This window comes from Proteus sp. NMG38-2 (assembly GCF_020640995.1).
In the GTDB taxonomy this organism is placed as follows: domain Bacteria; phylum Pseudomonadota; class Gammaproteobacteria; order Enterobacterales; family Enterobacteriaceae; genus Proteus.
In genome coordinates this window covers 3,699,636-3,716,915 of sequence record NZ_CP085481.1, presented here as the reverse complement: position 1 = coordinate 3,716,915, position 17,280 = coordinate 3,699,636, and the positions used below count along the sequence as shown (strand labels likewise).

General features: G+C 36.6%; 15 protein-coding genes. 8 read left to right on the top strand and 7 right to left on the bottom strand.

The genetic code is table 11. The features are described 5' to 3' along the window. Nucleotide 1: 1 nt before the first annotated feature. A complete protein-coding gene (locus tag LG402_RS17560; RefSeq protein ID WP_210813761.1) occupies nucleotides 2–1,069 on the bottom strand; it encodes an ATP-grasp domain-containing protein in 1,068 nt (355 codons plus the stop codon). Nucleotides 1,070–1,392: 323 nt separating this feature from the next. Here LG402_RS17560 and LG402_RS17555 point away from each other — a divergent pair, with 323 nt between their 5' ends. The 6 genes from LG402_RS17555 (at nucleotide 1,393) to LG402_RS17530 (ending at nucleotide 5,990) form a co-directional block, all read left to right on the top strand. Next, a complete protein-coding gene (locus LG402_RS17555) occupies nucleotides 1,393–1,977 on the top strand; it encodes a TerD family protein (RefSeq protein ID WP_166539603.1) in 585 nt (194 codons plus the stop codon). After that, a complete protein-coding gene (locus tag LG402_RS17550; protein ID WP_227336044.1) occupies nucleotides 1,978–3,150 on the top strand; it encodes a TerD family protein in 1,173 nt (390 codons plus the stop codon). A 25-nt stretch (nucleotides 3,151–3,175) separates the two neighbouring features. Beyond that, nucleotides 3,176–3,631: a tellurite resistance TerB family protein gene (locus tag LG402_RS17545; RefSeq protein ID WP_109409145.1), complete on the top strand. Its 456-nt coding sequence runs from the start codon at nucleotides 3,176–3,178 to the stop codon at nucleotides 3,629–3,631. A gap of 31 nt (nucleotides 3,632–3,662) precedes the next feature. Next, the gene (locus tag LG402_RS17540; RefSeq protein WP_166539601.1) at nucleotides 3,663–4,703 is read left to right on the top strand and encodes a TerC/Alx family metal homeostasis membrane protein; all 1,041 of its coding nucleotides are present in this window, start codon (nucleotides 3,663–3,665) and stop codon (nucleotides 4,701–4,703) included. Nucleotides 4,704–4,756: 53 nt separating this feature from the next. After that, nucleotides 4,757–5,335 carry a TerD family protein gene (locus LG402_RS17535; protein WP_072070083.1) on the top strand — a complete coding sequence of 193 codons (579 nt, stop codon included), beginning with the start codon at nucleotides 4,757–4,759 and terminating at the stop codon, nucleotides 5,333–5,335. Between the two features lie 79 nt (nucleotides 5,336–5,414). Then, entirely contained in the window at nucleotides 5,415–5,990 is a 576-nt protein-coding gene (locus tag LG402_RS17530) for a TerD family protein (RefSeq protein WP_109409143.1), read from the top strand. Nucleotides 5,991–6,056: 66 nt separating this feature from the next. Here LG402_RS17530 and LG402_RS17525 read toward each other — a convergent pair whose 3' ends face one another. After that, a complete protein-coding gene (locus LG402_RS17525; RefSeq protein WP_109409142.1) occupies nucleotides 6,057–6,737 on the bottom strand; it encodes an HAD family hydrolase in 681 nt (226 codons plus the stop codon). Between the two features lie 419 nt (nucleotides 6,738–7,156). On the opposite strand from LG402_RS17525, the gene LG402_RS17520 reads away from it, so the two are divergent. After that, nucleotides 7,157–8,686, top strand: a complete 1,530-nt coding sequence (locus LG402_RS17520) for a methyl-accepting chemotaxis protein (RefSeq protein WP_109409141.1) — start codon at nucleotides 7,157–7,159, stop codon at nucleotides 8,684–8,686. A gap of 72 nt (nucleotides 8,687–8,758) precedes the next feature. On the opposite strand, the gene LG402_RS17515 is transcribed toward LG402_RS17520, so the two are convergent. The 5 genes from LG402_RS17515 to LG402_RS17495 all read right to left on the bottom strand — a co-directional run bounded on the left by LG402_RS17515 (nucleotide 8,759) and on the right by LG402_RS17495 (nucleotide 14,594). Beyond that, complete coding sequence (locus LG402_RS17515) at nucleotides 8,759–9,925, bottom strand: fimbrial protein (protein ID WP_227336043.1); 1,167 nt, start codon at nucleotides 9,923–9,925, stop codon at nucleotides 8,759–8,761. Nucleotides 9,926–9,928: 3 nt separating this feature from the next. After that, entirely contained in the window at nucleotides 9,929–12,589 is a 2,661-nt protein-coding gene (locus LG402_RS17510) for a fimbria/pilus outer membrane usher protein (protein ID WP_227336042.1), read from the bottom strand. Nucleotides 12,590–12,627: 38 nt separating this feature from the next. Next, nucleotides 12,628–13,344 (bottom strand): molecular chaperone, encoded by a 717-nt coding sequence (locus LG402_RS17505; protein ID WP_109409138.1) that lies wholly within the window; start codon nucleotides 13,342–13,344, stop codon nucleotides 12,628–12,630. A 65-nt stretch (nucleotides 13,345–13,409) separates the two neighbouring features. After that, nucleotides 13,410–13,976, bottom strand: a complete 567-nt coding sequence (locus tag LG402_RS17500; protein ID WP_109409137.1) for a fimbrial protein — start codon at nucleotides 13,974–13,976, stop codon at nucleotides 13,410–13,412. Nucleotides 13,977–14,294: 318 nt separating this feature from the next. Further along, nucleotides 14,295–14,594 (bottom strand): helix-turn-helix domain-containing protein, encoded by a 300-nt coding sequence (locus LG402_RS17495; protein ID WP_109409136.1) that lies wholly within the window; start codon nucleotides 14,592–14,594, stop codon nucleotides 14,295–14,297. A gap of 1,127 nt (nucleotides 14,595–15,721) precedes the next feature. Here LG402_RS17495 and LG402_RS17490 point away from each other — a divergent pair. Further along, a complete protein-coding gene (locus tag LG402_RS17490) occupies nucleotides 15,722–17,251 on the top strand; it encodes a methyl-accepting chemotaxis protein (RefSeq protein ID WP_227336041.1) in 1,530 nt (509 codons plus the stop codon). The last annotated feature ends 29 nt before the right edge of the window (nucleotides 17,252–17,280 follow it).

The window sequence follows — 17,280 nt, the reverse complement described above, 5'->3', positions numbered from 1 at the left end:
ATTAATTATTATCCGTACTTATTACGTTTGTTAACGTTGAATTGAAAACAATAGAATCGGTGATTGAGCGTATTTTTGTCGGTGTAAAATAGTTATTTTGAGCTTGAGCCTCTTCAATACTCATCAATCCCAATTGGCGTAAAGCAAAAATACCAGCAAGGTTAATGCCGCAGTGTTGGGTATAACCGATGCCACCGGAAGGGCGCATATTAATTTCAAGTAATAATGGATGGCCTTGATGATTATTTCGGGTTTGAACATTCACAAGACCATCTGCTTTCATCGCAGTGGCACACGCTTTGCCTAATTCATAGGCTTCACCTGAAATTTCTAAATGTTGTATTGCACCTTCTTTGCGTCGAGCAACAGCAGCAATAACATTGCCTTGCTCAACAACCATATCAACAGAGTATTCAGGGCCAGGTAAATAAGGCATGAGCACTAATGGCTCAAAGTGTTCAACCGCTTTTAATGCATCAACATATTGTTGTGGATTAACTTGGCGATTTTCTGGGTGGTTAAACAGCGCCATCGGCGAAACCTGATTATCAAAGCGCCAAAAGCCCATTCCATAAATGCCTTTTACTGGCTTAATGCATAAAGGGATCTCACCAAAAGGTAGATTTTTTATTTGTTTTTCTAATTCATCGATTGAGTCAATATAAATGGAAGGTACAACAGGAAGACCGCATTGTTCCATAGCTTGTGCAAAAGCGACTTTATTATCAGCTAATTGAAGCTGTCCGAGCTCAGTTGCACCTGTGGTTAATTTTACCCCTAATGACTCAATTTCTTTGCGGTGTAATTCAAACCATGCACCATTGCGCCCAGTATGAATGGCTCTCACTTGATGTTGTTTTACAACATCAGCGATAAATTTTAAGCGTAATGCCTCTTCAATAGGTTCATAAAAAGCCCCATCAGCAAGCGATAAAATCTCATTTCGTGTATGGCGATGAGATGCGAGCACAAAAATTTCTTGGTGCTGCTGTTTTGCAAAGTCTTTAACACTTTGAATAATATCGCGTTGTGATGATAAACCTTCCATAAACCAAATCGTATTGTTCATTACGCTGTATACCGTGAAATAAAAGTGTAGGGTTCAAGTCCTATAATCATGAAGTTTTCGAAGAACTGTGTCAATCATAATATGATTTATTTGATTTTAGTTTAAATTAGACTAACCAATAACGTTATTATTATAATTATTTTGTATTTTTATAATTTATTTTTACAAAAATATTAATTATATCAATGGGTTTACAAAACTTCATGTTCGGGTGGTAAAAATAGTCTTGCTCATGTACTTCATCATGATATGATGATTTTCATGATATGGATTTAATCACAAATGGCATTGTTGTTTCACTCTACCTCTGAAGGAATTTAATTATGGTTTCATTAAGCAAGAATCAAACAGTTTCTCTCAGTAAACAAGCACCTACACTGAGCCATTTAATGTTTGGTTTGGGCTGGGATCCGATTAAGAAAAAAGGATTATTAGGCGGTCTTTTTGGTGGTGGTGGTTCTATTGATTTAGATGCAAGTTGCGTTTTACTTGACGCAAATGGCAATCAAATCGATACCATTTGGTTTCGCAAATTAAAATCAAGTTGTCAGTCAGTGGTTCACTCTGGTGATAACTTAACTGGAGACGGTGACGGCGATGATGAAACTATTTTCGTTGATTTAGACCGTTTACCAACAAATGTTGAATACTTGGTCTTCACTGTAAATAGTTTCCGAGGACAAACATTTAATGAAGTTGAAAACGCATTCTGTCGAGTTGTTGATAAAACAACTAATAAAGAGTTAGTGCGTTATACCTTAACAGAGCAAGGCACTCATACTGGTATTGTGATTGCGTCGATGCAACGTAATCATGGTCAATGGGATTTCACCGCGTTTGGTGCACCTTGCAAAGGCCGCGTTATCAACGACATGATGCCTGATATTGTGGCGACGGTGGTGCGATAAATGAATATGACTCCCGGTGGGAATGTACCCGTTCCTAATCAAACATTAATCGTTCGTATTCAATCTGGCGCACCTGTTGATGTTTCCGCTTTTAGACTTTATGCCTCAGGTAAAGTGAATGGCGATGCCGATATGGTGTTTTATGGACAAACAGCGAGTGATGATCGCACTGTTATTTATGCAACAGCAGGAAATAGCACTTCTTTTACCGTAGATTTAACACGTTTACGTCCTGATGTTGAAAAAATTGCGTTTACAGCGACTTGTGAAGGTCAACAAACTATCGCAAATTTACAACGATTATCGATTCAAGTTGAGGCTAATAATGAGGTCGTTGCGAATGGCAATGTTGATATTAACGGTCGTCCTGAAGCAGCACTAATTTTAGGTGAATTGTATCGTCGTAATGGTAGTTGGAAGTTCCGTTTTATCGCTCAAGGATTTAACGGTGGCTTAAAACCATTAGCTGAACATTTTGGTGTTGATATTGCAGACTCTGAACCAGCACCAGCACCAGCACCAGCACCAGCACCGAAACCAGCTCCAGCGCCAAGTTCGGTGAACTTAAGTAAGGTTTCTCTAACCAAAGAGAAACCTGCAATCAGCCTAACGAAGAAAGATGATTTCGGAAAAATTCGTATTAATCTTGATTGGCATCGTGAAAGTAAAAGTGGTGGATCAGGGTTATTGGGTGGATTGTTTGGCGGAAATAAAGGTATCGACTTAGACATTGGTGCTTTTGTTGAACTTCAGCAAGGCCATAAATCGGTTATTCAAGCATTAGGAAACGGATTTGGTGATTTCAATCGTATTCCTTATGTTGAATTACAAGGTGATGATCGTACGGGAGATGTTGCTGGTGGTGAATGGATCTTTGTGAATGGGCGTGAATGGAAAAATATCAAGCAAGTGCTGATTTTCGCGTTTATTTATGAAGGTGTACCGAATTGGAGCAAAACAGATGGCGTGGTTACCATTCATGTACCTGATCAGCCACCTATCGAAACACGCTTAACTGATGGTAATAATGGTCGTGGCATGTGTGCTATAGCACGACTGGTTAATGAGAACGGCTCAATCAGAGTTGAACGTCTCAATGAGTTTTTTAAAGGCCACCGTGATATGGATAATGCCTACGGGTGGGGATTTCGCTGGACAGCGGGTTCTAAGTGATCAAGTTGATATAAGGAAAAGTAACATGAGTTTTTTTAACAAATTAAAAGAAGGTTTTAATACGGGACGTTCTGAGTTAGCAAAGCAAGTTGGCCGCTTTAAAAACAAAAAATTTATGCAAGGAACGGTAGCTGTCTGTGCGCGTATCGCTATCGCCAGCGACGGTGTGAGTTCTGAAGAAAAACAGAAGATGCTGGGTTTTTTAAAAGCATCGGATGAACTTAAAGTCTTTGATACCTCTGAGGTGATTGAATTCTTTAATAAGCTAATTACAAGTTTCGAGTTTGATACTGAAGTCGGTAAAGGCGAAACCATGAAGTATATTCTGGCAATGAAAGATCAGCCAGAAGCTGCGCAATTAGCTATTCGTGTTGGTATCGCTGTTGCGAAAAGTGATGGTGATTTTGACAATGATGAAAAAGAAGCGGTGCGAACTATTGCTGTTGCATTAGGCTTTCAACCCGCAGAATTTGATTTGTAATTAATTTATAGGGAACCGTTCAGGAATTATTATGGTATCCACACATATTGGTTTTCCGACAGAAACTGTCATTGTCTTTGTAGTACTTGCGGTTGGCGCTATTTTTATCGACTTATTCATGCATCGTGCTGATAAGCCGATAACGTTAAAGAATGCCATATTTTGGTCTATATTCTGGGTTGCTATTGCTATGGCATTCGCAGGATTCCTTTATATTCATCATGGTGCAGAAGTTGCGAGTTTATTCGTAACAGGTTATGCATTAGAGAAAGTGCTTTCCATTGATAACTTGTTTGTCATGATGGCGATTTTCTCGTGGTTTGCAGTGCCTGACCGCTTCCGTCACCGCGTTCTTTATTGGGGTATCATTGGTGCTATCGTTTTCCGTGGGATCTTTGTTGCCATCGGTACAGGACTGTTAAGTTTAGGACCATATGTTGAGATAGTATTTGCCTTAATCGTTGCTTGGACGGCAGTTATGATGCTGAAAAGTGGTGGTGATAGTGAAGAGATTGAAGACTATTCACAACATCTTGCTTATCGCTTAGTAAAACGATTTTTCCCTATATGGCCAAAAATTACTGGACACGCTTTTTTGTTAACACAAAAAGAAGTTGATGTTGAATTAGCGAAACCTGAAAACAAAGATGTCACTATCGGTCGTGGTACAAAAGCTGCTCTATATGCAACACCGCTTATGCTGTGTGTGGCAGTCGTTGAGCTTTCTGATGTGATGTTTGCTTTCGACTCGGTTCCCGCTATTATCGCAGTAAGCCGTGAACCCCTAATTGTTTATAGTGCAATGATGTTCGCAATCTTAGGCTTACGTACGCTTTACTTCGTGTTAGAAGCGTTAAAACAGTATCTCGTTTACCTCGAAAAAGCGGTTATTGTGCTGTTGTTCTTTATTGCTGCAAAATTAGGTTTAAATGCAACAGATCATATCTGGCAACATGGATACAGCATTTCCGCGACAACTAGCCTATTTGTAGTGCTTGGTGTTCTTGCTCTGGGGATTATTGCAAGTTTTGTATTCCCAGAAAAAAAAGATGATCAAGGTAAGACAAACTAATACATATTCTTGAAAAATCAGAATATTAAAAACAAAACTAAAGAGGTTGTAAAATGAGCGTTTCTCTTTCTAAAGGTGGTAATGTCTCTCTGAGCAAAGCAGCCCCAACGATGAAAAACGTCCTTGTCGGACTAGGTTGGGATGCCCGTTCTACAGATGGTCAAGATTTTGACTTAGATGCATCTGTATTTCTGTTAGCTGCAAATGGAAAAGTGCGTAGCGATGCCGATTTCATTTTTTATAACAATTTAAGATCTGCTGATGGCTCAGTTGTTCATACCGGCGATAACCGTACGGGTGAAGGCGATGGTGATGATGAAGCACTGAAAATTAAATTAGACATGATCCCGAATGATGTTGATAAGGTTATTTTCGTTGTCACTATCCATGATGCACAAGCACGCCGTCAAAGCTTTGGCCAAGTATCAGGTGCATTTATTCGTTTAGTTAATGATGACAACCAAATTGAAGTTGCTCGTTATGACTTAACTGAAGATGCATCAACTGAAACGGCAATGTTATTTGGCGAGTTATATCGTCATAACGCAGAGTGGAAATTCCGCGCTGTAGGTCAAGGTTATGCGGGGGGTTTAGGATCGGTTTGTGCTCAGTACGGCATTAATGCCTCTTGATAGTCGATTAGTAAGATACTAACCGCTGGCAGTCATAATATGTGATTGCCAGATTATTCAATAAAGTAGGAGCTTTGATATGGCAGTTTCCCTCGTTAAAGGTGGTAATGTTTCTCTGACTAAAGAAGCACCAACAATGTCGGTTGCTATGGTTGGTCTAGGATGGGATGCCCGCGTGACTGATGGCGCAGAGTTCGATTTAGATGCGTCAGTATTCATGGTAGGTGAAGATGGAAAAGTACTTTCAGACGCAAGTTTTATCTTCTTTAATAACAAAGTGAGTCAGTGCGGAAGCGTTGAACACCAAGGAGATAACCGTACTGGGGAAGGCGACGGTGATGATGAGCAAGTCAAAATCACTTTATCAAAAGTCCCTGCTGAAGTGAAAAAACTGGTATTTGCAGTCACTATTTATGATGCTGAAAATCGTAAACAAAACTTTGGTATGGTAAGTAACAGTTTTATGCGCGTTTATAACAACGACAATAATACTGAAATTGCACGTTTTGATCTTTCTGAAGATGCGTCTACAGAAACCGCAATGATCTTTGGTGAGTTATATCGCCATGGCGCAGAGTGGAAATTCAAAGCCGTTGGCCAAGGTTTTGCGGGTGGTTTAGGTGCGTTAGCATCACAACACGGCGTAAATATCTAAGACTTTATTTAGCCCTCGTATTAGCGGGGGCTATTTTTTCTGTGTTGATAGGAAAACAGTTAGCAACTAAGACTCTTTTTTTACGGTCACTTTAATGGGCGAGTTTTTAGCTTTACGGCGACCAGTATGAAAGTGACGCCAATGAGGTGTTTGAGAGGCTAGTAGCAATTCATGATCACCTCGAGAATCTCCCCATGCTTTCATATGATATTGCGTTAGATCTCCGTAGACATCTTCTAAACGTTTAATTTTCTCACCACAGCGACAGTTATTCCCAATAATTTTACCTGTCAATTTTCCATCAACTACTTCAAGTGTCGTGCCTATCAGTTTAATCCCCAACCTATCTGCAAAAGGCTGTAGAACCATTGCTGGTGACGCAGAACAAATAGTAACTTGGGCATTACTTTTCACTTCTTCTGCTACTGCTAATAAGCCAGTAGGGCGCATTAATTTAGCCCAATAAAGCTGACAAAATGCTTCTGCTTTTTCTTTTAACCATTGTTCGTCAATGTTTGTTAAAAAAGTTTTGATAAGCACTTCTTTTAATTCATCACGGGTTAGTTTGCGTCTAAAACAACGTAATGTTGGTAATACCATCTTAATTAAACGGCGTGAAAATTTACGTTTACCGAAAGCAAACTTTAAAAAAGGAATAAAACTATCGTGGTAAGTTAACGTGCCATCAAAATCAAACACTGATAACGTTTTTACGGTGTTTTTTGAGTTTTCAAACTGGGGTTGCATAAAAAAGTAAGCTCCGTAAATCATCAGAGTTTTAAAGTCATTGCACATATTATATCATTGTTCTCAGAATGAGATAGTGTGTCTGTTACTCATTGAAAATAAAGCGATTTTTATACTTTAAATGTAAATGAATAAAGATTATTTATGTGATGAATAAAAAATAATATTTATCATAAAATAGAAATACTTATTTTTTTGATAAAAAATAGATTTTTTATTATTAATAATATTAGTTGAATTATTTTATAAAATAAGAATAAATTGAAAATTATTTAAAATATAGATATTGTTTATTGATAGACTAATATTTTAGAAATAAAAATCATTAACTTATAAATACCTATTGTTTTTAAATAAAAGAACAACTATGTCGATAAGGAAATAAATCTTATCGATATATGTGTATAGGTATTTTTATTATGAGCATTAAACGATCTGCTAAGATAGGTTCGTCTGTATTATTATTGGTTTTTATTTTATCTTCGGCATTATCTTCATTTTTTATTTATAAAATGAAAAATAATTTCACCCAAGTGGAAACGTTGTTAACACGTTACACAGATGTATTAATGGCACGCTATGAATTAGCAACGATGCGTTCTAATGTGAATTTCTTAATGCAGGATACTGCATTAACAAACGCAAAAGATGCTGAGATTATTGAAAAAAACAAAAAATTGGCTGACAGCGCTAAACGTGCCATGGAAATGTGGACAAAAGAGAAAAAAGTAACTGTTGAAGCACAAAAAAGTGCCGATGCCATTGCAAAATTATTTTATAATTTAGTTGATAGATTAATTATCGCATCAAATACTTCAGGTTCAATAAATGTAAATGATGAAGAATTTGCTAATGATTTTGATAGATTAAATATTTTATTTGATAATTACATCACCATAAAAGCGAAGAATAGTGCTTCTCTTATAAATAACCAAGAAACCATGGTTAATTTTTCTATTTATTCAACCATTATTTCATTGTTAATTTTAGTGATTGTTTTATATTTTGTTATTCTTTGGGTAAATAAAACATTTATTTCTAATCTTCATACATTATCTGATATTTTAAATAAAGTTGGTCAAGGTGAGTTAGTTTTCACTTTACCTAAAATGAGAAAAGATGAATTTGGTGAACTATTCTCACATGTTGGCCATATGCAAAAAGCCTTAACTTCTACCATTCTTACTGTAAAGAGAGAGACTTTAGAGATAAAACGAGGTGCTTCTGAAATTGCATCGGGTAATCAGGAGCTTTCTTCTCGTACTGAAGAGCAAGCCAGCGCCTTGCAACAAACAGCGGCTAGCATGGAAGAGATTAAAACGGCTGTCGCCAATAACACCGAAAATACCCAAGAAGCCAATGTTATTATTAATCAATCCAATGATATCGTCATCGATGGCGCTAATGTGATGAAAGATGCGATGTTATCAATGAAGAAAATAGAACAAGGTGCATTAAAGGTTGGTGAAATTAATGAAGTTATTAATAGCCTTGCGAGCCAAACAAATATTTTAGCGTTAAATGCAGCAGTAGAGGCTGCAAGAGCAGGAGAACAAGGACGTGGTTTTACTGTTGTTGCTGCAGAGGTGCGAAATTTAGCCTCTAAAAGTGCAGATGCAGCCAAGGAAATAAGTCAGATATTAAAAGCATCTATAGAAGATGTGGCTGAAGGAACTGCTCTGGTTAATAAAACAGGGGAACATATGCAAGAAATTGTCACTTCAATTGCAAAAGTAAACAATATTATGCAAGGGATAAGTCTTGCTTCAGAAGAGCAACGTGTTGGTATTGAACAAATTGCGGTGGCAATTAATCAGATGGATACTGTTGTACAGCAAAATGCTTCTTTAGTGGATCAAGGCGCATCTTCAACGATGATGTTAGACGAAAAAGCGCAGATGTTGATGGATAATGTGGCCGTTTTTCAAATAGAAGAACAAGCATTATAACGATAAAAAACTCACTCTGAATTAACGTATCAGAGTGAGTTTTTATTTTATTCTGGTAAACAGAATAAGGGGTTAATGATATTCTATTGTAAAGATTGCGGCACCATTTGCTGTACCAGCAGATATTCTGTCATCAGTACGAATATATCGTGCACGTAATGGAATTGTAACATTCCCCGCTCTTTCAGAAGGCGGTTGTGAAAATGTTTTTAGCGTATTAAAGCTAACAAAATCCTCTCCTGTACTACCAAATGAAAGTTGTATTCCGACACCTGTTGCCGCGCCAGGGACATCATTTACTTTAAAAGTACCAGGATATGTGGAAATAGTTGGATTTGCAGGTTTTATTCTTACTTTTATCTCATTAGGGCTTCTATCAGGAAAAGTTTGGTTCTTTTCAGTTGAAAGAATATTCCCTCTATATCCAGAATAATAGCCTCTAAATGCAGGACAGTTGGTTAAGATGATATCTGAATTTATCCAATTCGTTGTACTGCCTTTAGCTGGTAATTCAGATAATTTATGTTTACCTAACTCAACTGTGTAATCACTTGTTTTGCAACTAGATGATGTTACATTGATAGATGCTGTAATATAAGTATCAAAGAACGTATAAGGAAATTGAGGCGCTTTTACGCGGTCAAGTCGTTCATTCGGAAAGCTAATAATTGTTTGGTTTCTCGCCGTAAAATTGACATTTCCTGGTGTTATTGGCCCAATTTTTATTAATGAAAAAGATAAGTAAGGTTTACCCCAGTATTGTACATCTAGGCCGCCATATACATCTTTAGCTAAGTGACGAACTACATCTCCAGATATATCGAGAGTTTGACCTGCAATTATAGGTCTGTTGAAATTTTGTGCGATAAAGAAACGAACACCAATGCCAGGTACATTTGTTTTATAGACAGCGTCAGGAATACCTGCCCCAGTGACAATAGAACCTGAAATAGAGATCATTTTTGATGCTTCTCTCATGACAAAATCATATTCATCGCCCCTAGAATAATCCGCATGACATTGATAGTTATAGTTATATGCTGATGCATCGACATAACTTTGGTATAGAACCTTTCCTATTGGCGCATCAGGTCCTAAAAAAACAGCCCCTCCAACATTAACATGTAGCTGTTTAGTTGGCGCAATTGTTTTACATTCTACATCTTTTTTTGCCATTACTTCAGCCACGGGTAAAAGTAGAAGCATTAAGGCTAATGAATTTTTAATAATCGGCTTCATACTTTATTCTCCACATACACTAGTAAGTTGAACAAAACTACTTTGGTTACTTTTATCTTGTGCTGGTGCACTATAGTTAATCGTACATTGCTGTATTTCACCGGGTCCCCACTTAATCGTTAAACGACCTGATGAATTTTTAACGCGGGCGTAGAGAAGTCCTCCCTGACCAATGCTACCCACTTCACTGTTCTGTTCATTGTAAGCGACACTACCAAATGGAATAGGTCCATTATTTCTTTGGATAGTAATCAACAATGGCATACCCTTATCAGTTTCAAAGACAACTTTGGTAATTGCACCTTCAAACGGAGCGACAAAGGCTTGAGTATTTTGTAATTCAACGCTAGTGGTCATATTTTTAGGGTTAATGGTGATATCGTTTAATTGATACGGAGTTAAGTAAGGCACTAAAGCATAACCAAAGCTGTTAACTTCGATGCCTGGATAGCCACTCACCGCGGCCCCTTCTGCGCCATCAGCATCAACAATAGTGAAGGTGTTACCTTGATAAGGCGATGTAGCTAAACCACCTGACCAACCGACTAACGAACCACTCGCGCCAACTGATGCATTTTGATAGTGCTCACCAATACCGTAGGTTGCACTTAAGCTGCTAAAGTTTGTTCTTGCATTACCACTCATCGTCATACTTGAGCCAACGCCGTGGTTTGTATTCATTGCGGTTACACCATAAGAGTAACGGTTATCCGCACCCGCAGAGCCAGAAATACCGAGTCTTTCACCCACATAACCTCGACCATCACGAGTCACAGCTGCGGTTAAGGTTGGCATATGGTCAATACTGAGATCATACAATGGTAAGGTAAAGTTCATCTCAAAGGTGGTTTCTTTTTTACCTTCGGCATTACGGACTTGGCCTACGTTAAGACCGTAAGACAATCTACGCCAGTTGTTGTTATAACCCAATTGGTACTGTAAGTCGGTGGTATCATTATTCCAGTAGTTTTGGGTATAACCGGTGACATAAAAGTTCCCCCATCCCTCAGCTAACCCCTGATCGATGGTAACGTTAAAACGACTCTTTGGACGCCAGATATTACTAATACTTCTGCCATGTTTTTCTTCATTTATTGCCTGTACTGCAGAGGTATAGTCGTAGAAGTTTTCGGAGTTAAATTTATATGCCGCAATAGTCAAGTTACTGTTGGTATCTTGAATATATTTACTGTAACTCACCTGATAACTCTGTCCGCTATTAACAGCAGAAGCGGTCGTATTTAAATGCACTCGGGCTTGTGTGACGTCGGCAGAAAAGGCACCTAAAGGTGTACTTAATGCCAAACCAACTTGAACAGCGTAGTAATCTGCACCTGTACCCTGAACACCTGCATAGCCTGTAATAATATTGGTTAAACCACGGCGGTAGGTGGCTTGATATAGAGTAGGATCATAATCTACAGATTTGGAATTTAAATGACCTGCTGCAACAGTGTAGTTATGTTGCCCAGGGCGTAATAATTGCACTAGTGAAGCATAATAAACTTTGAAGTTTTGTTGTGAACCATCGGCTTCTTGAATGGTGACATCCAAGTTACCACCATAACCAGAAGGATAGAGGTCATCAATTTCGAATGGGCCTGGTGAAACCACTGTTTCGTGAATAACACGTCCATCTTGGCGAATAATGACTCGCGCATTGGTTTTTGCAATACCACGGATGGTTGGTGCAAACCCACGTTGAGAATCCGGTAACATTTTCTCGTCACTAAAGAGTTGGATACCTCTTAGTGGCTGAGAGTCAAATAGCTGGCCTGTTGTTAGCACATCACCAATTTGTACTACGCCTCTGATTGTGGTGATAATACGCTCTAAATAGTTATAGGTTGATGTGTAATCATGGCCATTGTTTTCGTCCCATGAGTAGTTACCAGTATGATGAAAACTCCATGTGCCCAAATTCACATGGCTATCAATACCTGCAAACGCGGAATCATAATTTTTGCCGTTATTTCTAGATGTAAAATAGTTAGCATTATAATTCACTAATAGGGCATTGATCCCTCTATCCCATAGTGAAGGGCTTACATAACCTCTCGGTTTATAGCCAACAAGTGCTTGCGGCACTTCAACATTAAGGCGTTGTATTGAAGGATCATAGGTAACGGCTGTTGAAGGAACGAGATTGACTAATTCAATACATTCATGAAGCTCCATTGCACTTTTCAGCAATGGAGACTGTTTATCATTTTTGATATTGATAAGGCTCATCGTGTCTTTAGTGAGACAGGGTTCCACTTTTTGGTTAGCCATTTCTCTAAAAGTGATTTTTTGTTTAGCAATAAAATGATTATTAACGTAAACATCAACATCCCACGTACCAGGTAATATTGAGTTTTCCTTGTCAAAACGGCTGATATCAATATCACTTTGTGACGTATTCATAAAAATAGGGTTAAATGTGGTTGCGGTATTATTATTACCATTTGTGGTAGGCAAATTATTGCCATTAGCACTTGCTGGTAAACTTTGTGTCGCAACATGCGCGGGTAATGTATTTACACCCGATAATGCATGATTACCATTCGGCAGCCATTTATTCTTCTCTGTTACTGTTATATTTTCTGCATAGGTATAGGGTGCGATTAGAAAAAAAGTCGCACCAGCAGATATTATAATAGTTTTTAAAATATAACTGCTCATTTAAATATTCCCGTATATTTTATGAAATCACTGGAGAATTAAAGTTTTGATTCAACTATTTTCATTGCGCCCCAATCGTTTACATATCGATAAACGACTTTATTTCCTATATTTGTTGATATGCCATTGGGTATAGCAAAATCATGGCTACCTAATGGTGGAACTAATTCACCATCAATAGGTTGTTTATCATTTCCATTAAGAGAAATAGAAACTAAAGAAACATAATAGGGGGCATTATTGATGACTTTTAACGTGTTACCTGAAACTGAAAACTTTAAGCCTTCAGCTGCTTCAATGGCTCCCATTTTATCTTTTAGTGCTATTGGGCGATAAAATAGTTTTATTCTAGAGCGGTAAGCAATTTGTAATTTATTTTCTTCACCTGTTGCATTAGGTGGTATTTCTAATACGTTTAGCCAATAAATAGTTTCTTTATCTTTTGGTAAAGCAACGCCACCGGTATAACCAATTCTTAATGTCTGGGATTTAGTTGGTTCAATACGAAAAACGGGGGGCGTTAATACAAAAGGAACTTGAATAGTTTCTGGAGCTGCATCGACATCTCCGGTATCAAGCCAATTTTGAATTAATACAGGTACAGTTCCTTCATTAGAAACTTTAAGCGTTACTTCTTTTTCATTTTCATTATAAATAACACGAGTGCCACTAATAACAACGGCAGCATTCACCCATGTTGGAATAATAATTAATAAACTCAAAAAAAAGCTTTTAATTAATTTAGTGGTTTTCATATTTATCTTTATTCCATTAATAAAAAGCAAACAGGAAGGAGAAGCCTCCCCCCTGTTTATTTCGATTATTTATACTGCAGAGTATAAACAACGCTACTTGTTACTTTACCAGCCTCGGTTTTACCGATAGCGTAGTATTCAACAGCGTATGGTAGAGTGGCTTTTTCATCAGTAATTTGAACGTAAGCAGTTGCATTTACTTGAGAAGTATTACCAATTTTGATTGGTGCGAATGCATTGCTACCATCTAACAGTTGTAATTGAACCAGTTTTGCACCAGTTGCAGCGACATCCATATTGTTCAGACGACCAGCGGCTTGGTCAACAGTTGCACCAGTTTCAAAGAATGCAGATACTGTTTTATGGCCAGCGGTACCGACTTTACAATCAGACAGGTTCATATTGAAACCAGTACGACCAGTTACTTGGCCAGCAGCTGTTAAAGTTGCAGTACTGACTGTAGGCAGAGTAATAGTTGCATCTGGGCCTTGGCCTTCGATATCAACTTTACAAGTTGTATCCGTTAATTCACCATTAAAAGTAATCGTACCAGTATTATCAGCAGCAAAAGCATTACCAGCCATTAGACCAAATGCCATTGCTAAAGATGCACCAATGATAGATTTTTTCATTCTAAATTCCTTCGTTTTATATTAGATAACTACGTTTTAATAAATCGCTAAATATAAATGATATTTAGTAATTTATTATTTGACTCGCTATTAGTGTAAAAACAAATAAAAGCTATCCATGGCGAATAAAAACACTTAATAAGCGTTTTCTATTTTCCTAATAATTATCTATTAATACGAAATAATAGTTTCGTCGGTTGTTAACACCCCTAACTTCATAAAGCTAATAGCTCATGAAAATAAAACATAATTAAATATTTTATTTTCATGATTAATTGCTTATAGTGATGCTATAGTGATTTTTTTTAATACTTATTTTTAATTTAGTTGGCTCGCGGTTGTGCCACTAAATTCATAGTCTCTTTTTTTTGATTGTGTATTTGGCACCTTTTCGTTGTAGGTACTTATTACTTCACGATTTAAATCATCCCATGTTTTATCAAAAATAATGAGTAACTTATTTATTAAACTAAGTGACATGCTATTTTTGCCATTTTCATAACGAGATATTTGTTGTTGGCTAACAGAGATTATTTTTGCCAGTTCACGACCTGATAATTTCTTCTCTTTTCTCGCCTTTTTAAAAAAAAAGCCTACTTTAGTGTCTAGATCGTTCATAAATTAATTCCAATAACATGAGGTCTAATATTTAGAAGTTATCACATATTAAAATTAGCCATTTCGGTTTGAGTAACTATATTACACATAAATAAGTGCGTAAAAATGGTTTACCCTATGCGATATCATTATGTAATAGGTAATGCCTATCAAGGGAGTAATTATTGTAAGGTTATACTTAAGTTTTAGTAAGTGATAGGCATATCAATATGTTAAGAAATTTAATGCAAACGCAAACTAATTCTGATACTCGTTTTGTGAGTTTTTATTAGGTGAAAAATCTGGTTTGATAAGTTATATATTAATTTATGTTTCATTTTCAGTCTTTATAGGATGAATTGTATGAAAAGGTTAGGTAATGTAAGGAAGTATATTTTACGCGTAAAGTGAGTATTTGTGAGAAAAGTAGAATGTAAGAATTTTCTGAATAAAATCAAAAATTGGGGTATATGATGAAAATGGATTATGTGTATTTATAAATAATCCATGAAATCCTTCTTTTTGGTGAATAAGACAGAAAATTAAAATTGATCTAACTCAATAATTATTGAGAGGAATATTCATATAAAGAGGAGTTGATTGTTTGATGCTAAGAAAATAACTTTTTGAACGCATTAATTGCAATGATGTTTTAGGCACTTTCTCTAAGGTTCGATTTATTCTTCTATATGAAAGTTAAAATAGCTTGTAGGTTCTATTTCTCCTTTCTTTCTAAAAGAAGCGATAATTTTTCATTAATAATATCCTAAGTGTTTATACCTTATCTGTGATTTTTTTAGAAGCTATTTATCTCTAATTTATGGATTGAGTTGTAAAAATACTTAAGATGTTTTAATCGTTAAATGATATTTGTCATTTATTCGAGTGTGCAAAATGTTTGCTGTGTTTTATTTAAATGAAAAATGCGTTCAAAAAGCGACCAATTAATAACACTGAAATATTATTTCACAACGGTATATGATCAAGATTAACACTTGAATCTAAGAATAAAAAACTAATTGCCATCATTGATTGAGAACTGTATTAATCGTTTGTATCGATAATTCTGATTAATAAGTAAATAAAATCTATTTTGTGCCGATAAATGAATGCATTTGTATCATTTTATTATCGGGGAAGATTATTTCATGAGTATTGAAAGATCAGCAAAAGTAGGTTCCATCATACTGTTAACTATTTTCTTATTATCATCAGTATTGTCGTCATTTTTTATTTATCGCATGCAAGAAAACTTTGCATCATTAGATTCTTTGAATACAAGATTAAATAACGTTCAGGAAGCAAGGTACGAATTAGCCACTATTCGTTCTCATGTTAATTATCTGATGTTGTTAAAAACCATGACAGATGAAAACAAACAAGAAACGATTAAATCCATTGTTGCTGAAGCAAAAGAGTTAGCAACAAAATCAAAAGCGACTATTACACATTGGGTTGAAGTAAAGAAGATCAGTCCTGATGCACAACGCAATTCAGAGCAACTTTCTGTACTATTCTATTATCTTCTCGATGAACTTATTGCGCCTATAGATACACTAGATTATACAGAATCAAACCTTTCCAGTGATTTTAATCGCTTATCAGATCTCTTTGATGAATATCTCATAATAACTAAAGGTGTGAATGACGATATTAAATCGGAACAAGCTTGGATGGTGCAGTTATCAATTTACACAACCCTCATTGCTTTGGGGATCATTCTTGTTCTTCTTTATATTGTTATCCGTTGGGTAAATAAAACGTTTATCTTTAATTTGAATACTCTATCAGACATTTTGCAGAAAGTGGGAGAAGGGGATTTAAGTTTTACTTTACCTAAAAAACGAAATGATGAATTTGGAACTTTGTTTTCTAATGTTGGTGATATGCAAGTTGAGTTAACATCGACTATTCAACTTGTTAAAGAAGAAGCGTTAGAGATCAAAAAGGGCTCGGCAGAGATTGCTTCTGGTAATCAAGATCTTTCTTCTCGTACTGAGGAGCAAGCAAGCGCCCTACAACAAACAGCTGCGAGTATGGAAGAGATAAAAATTGCCGTTGTTAATAATACTGATAATGCGATTTTAGCAAACTCTATTACAGCAGAAACTCGTGATTTAGCAATTGATGGTTCTAATATCATGAATGATGCAATTAGTTCGATGAAAAAGATCGAAGTAGGCACATTAAAAGTTGCTGAAATCAATGATGTAGTTAATAACATTGCAAGCCAAACTAATATTCTAGCATTAAACGCAGCGGTTGAAGCAGCGCGTGCCGGTGAACAAGGCCGTGGATTTACTGTTGTTGCAACTGAAGTGAGAAATTTAGCCGCAAGAAGTGCGGATGCTGCGCGTGAAATTAACCAAATTATCAGAGAGTCCGTTGCCGATGTGGCTCATGGCCGTGAGTTAGTGAATAAAACGGGTGAGCATATGCAGGACATTGTTTCTTCTATTACTAAAGTCAGCGATATCATGCAAGGTATTAGTATCGCATCAGAAGAACAAAAAGTAGGTATTGAACAGATCGCAGTCGCCATTAACCAAATGGATTCTGTTGTTCAGCAAAATGCGGCTTTAGTTGAACAAGGTGCGACTTCTACGATGATTTTAGATGAGAAAGCACAAAATTTAACAGATAAAGTGTCAGTCTTTAAAATTAAAGAACAATATTAATCCGTTAAGTTAGTCAGTTAATATTGTAT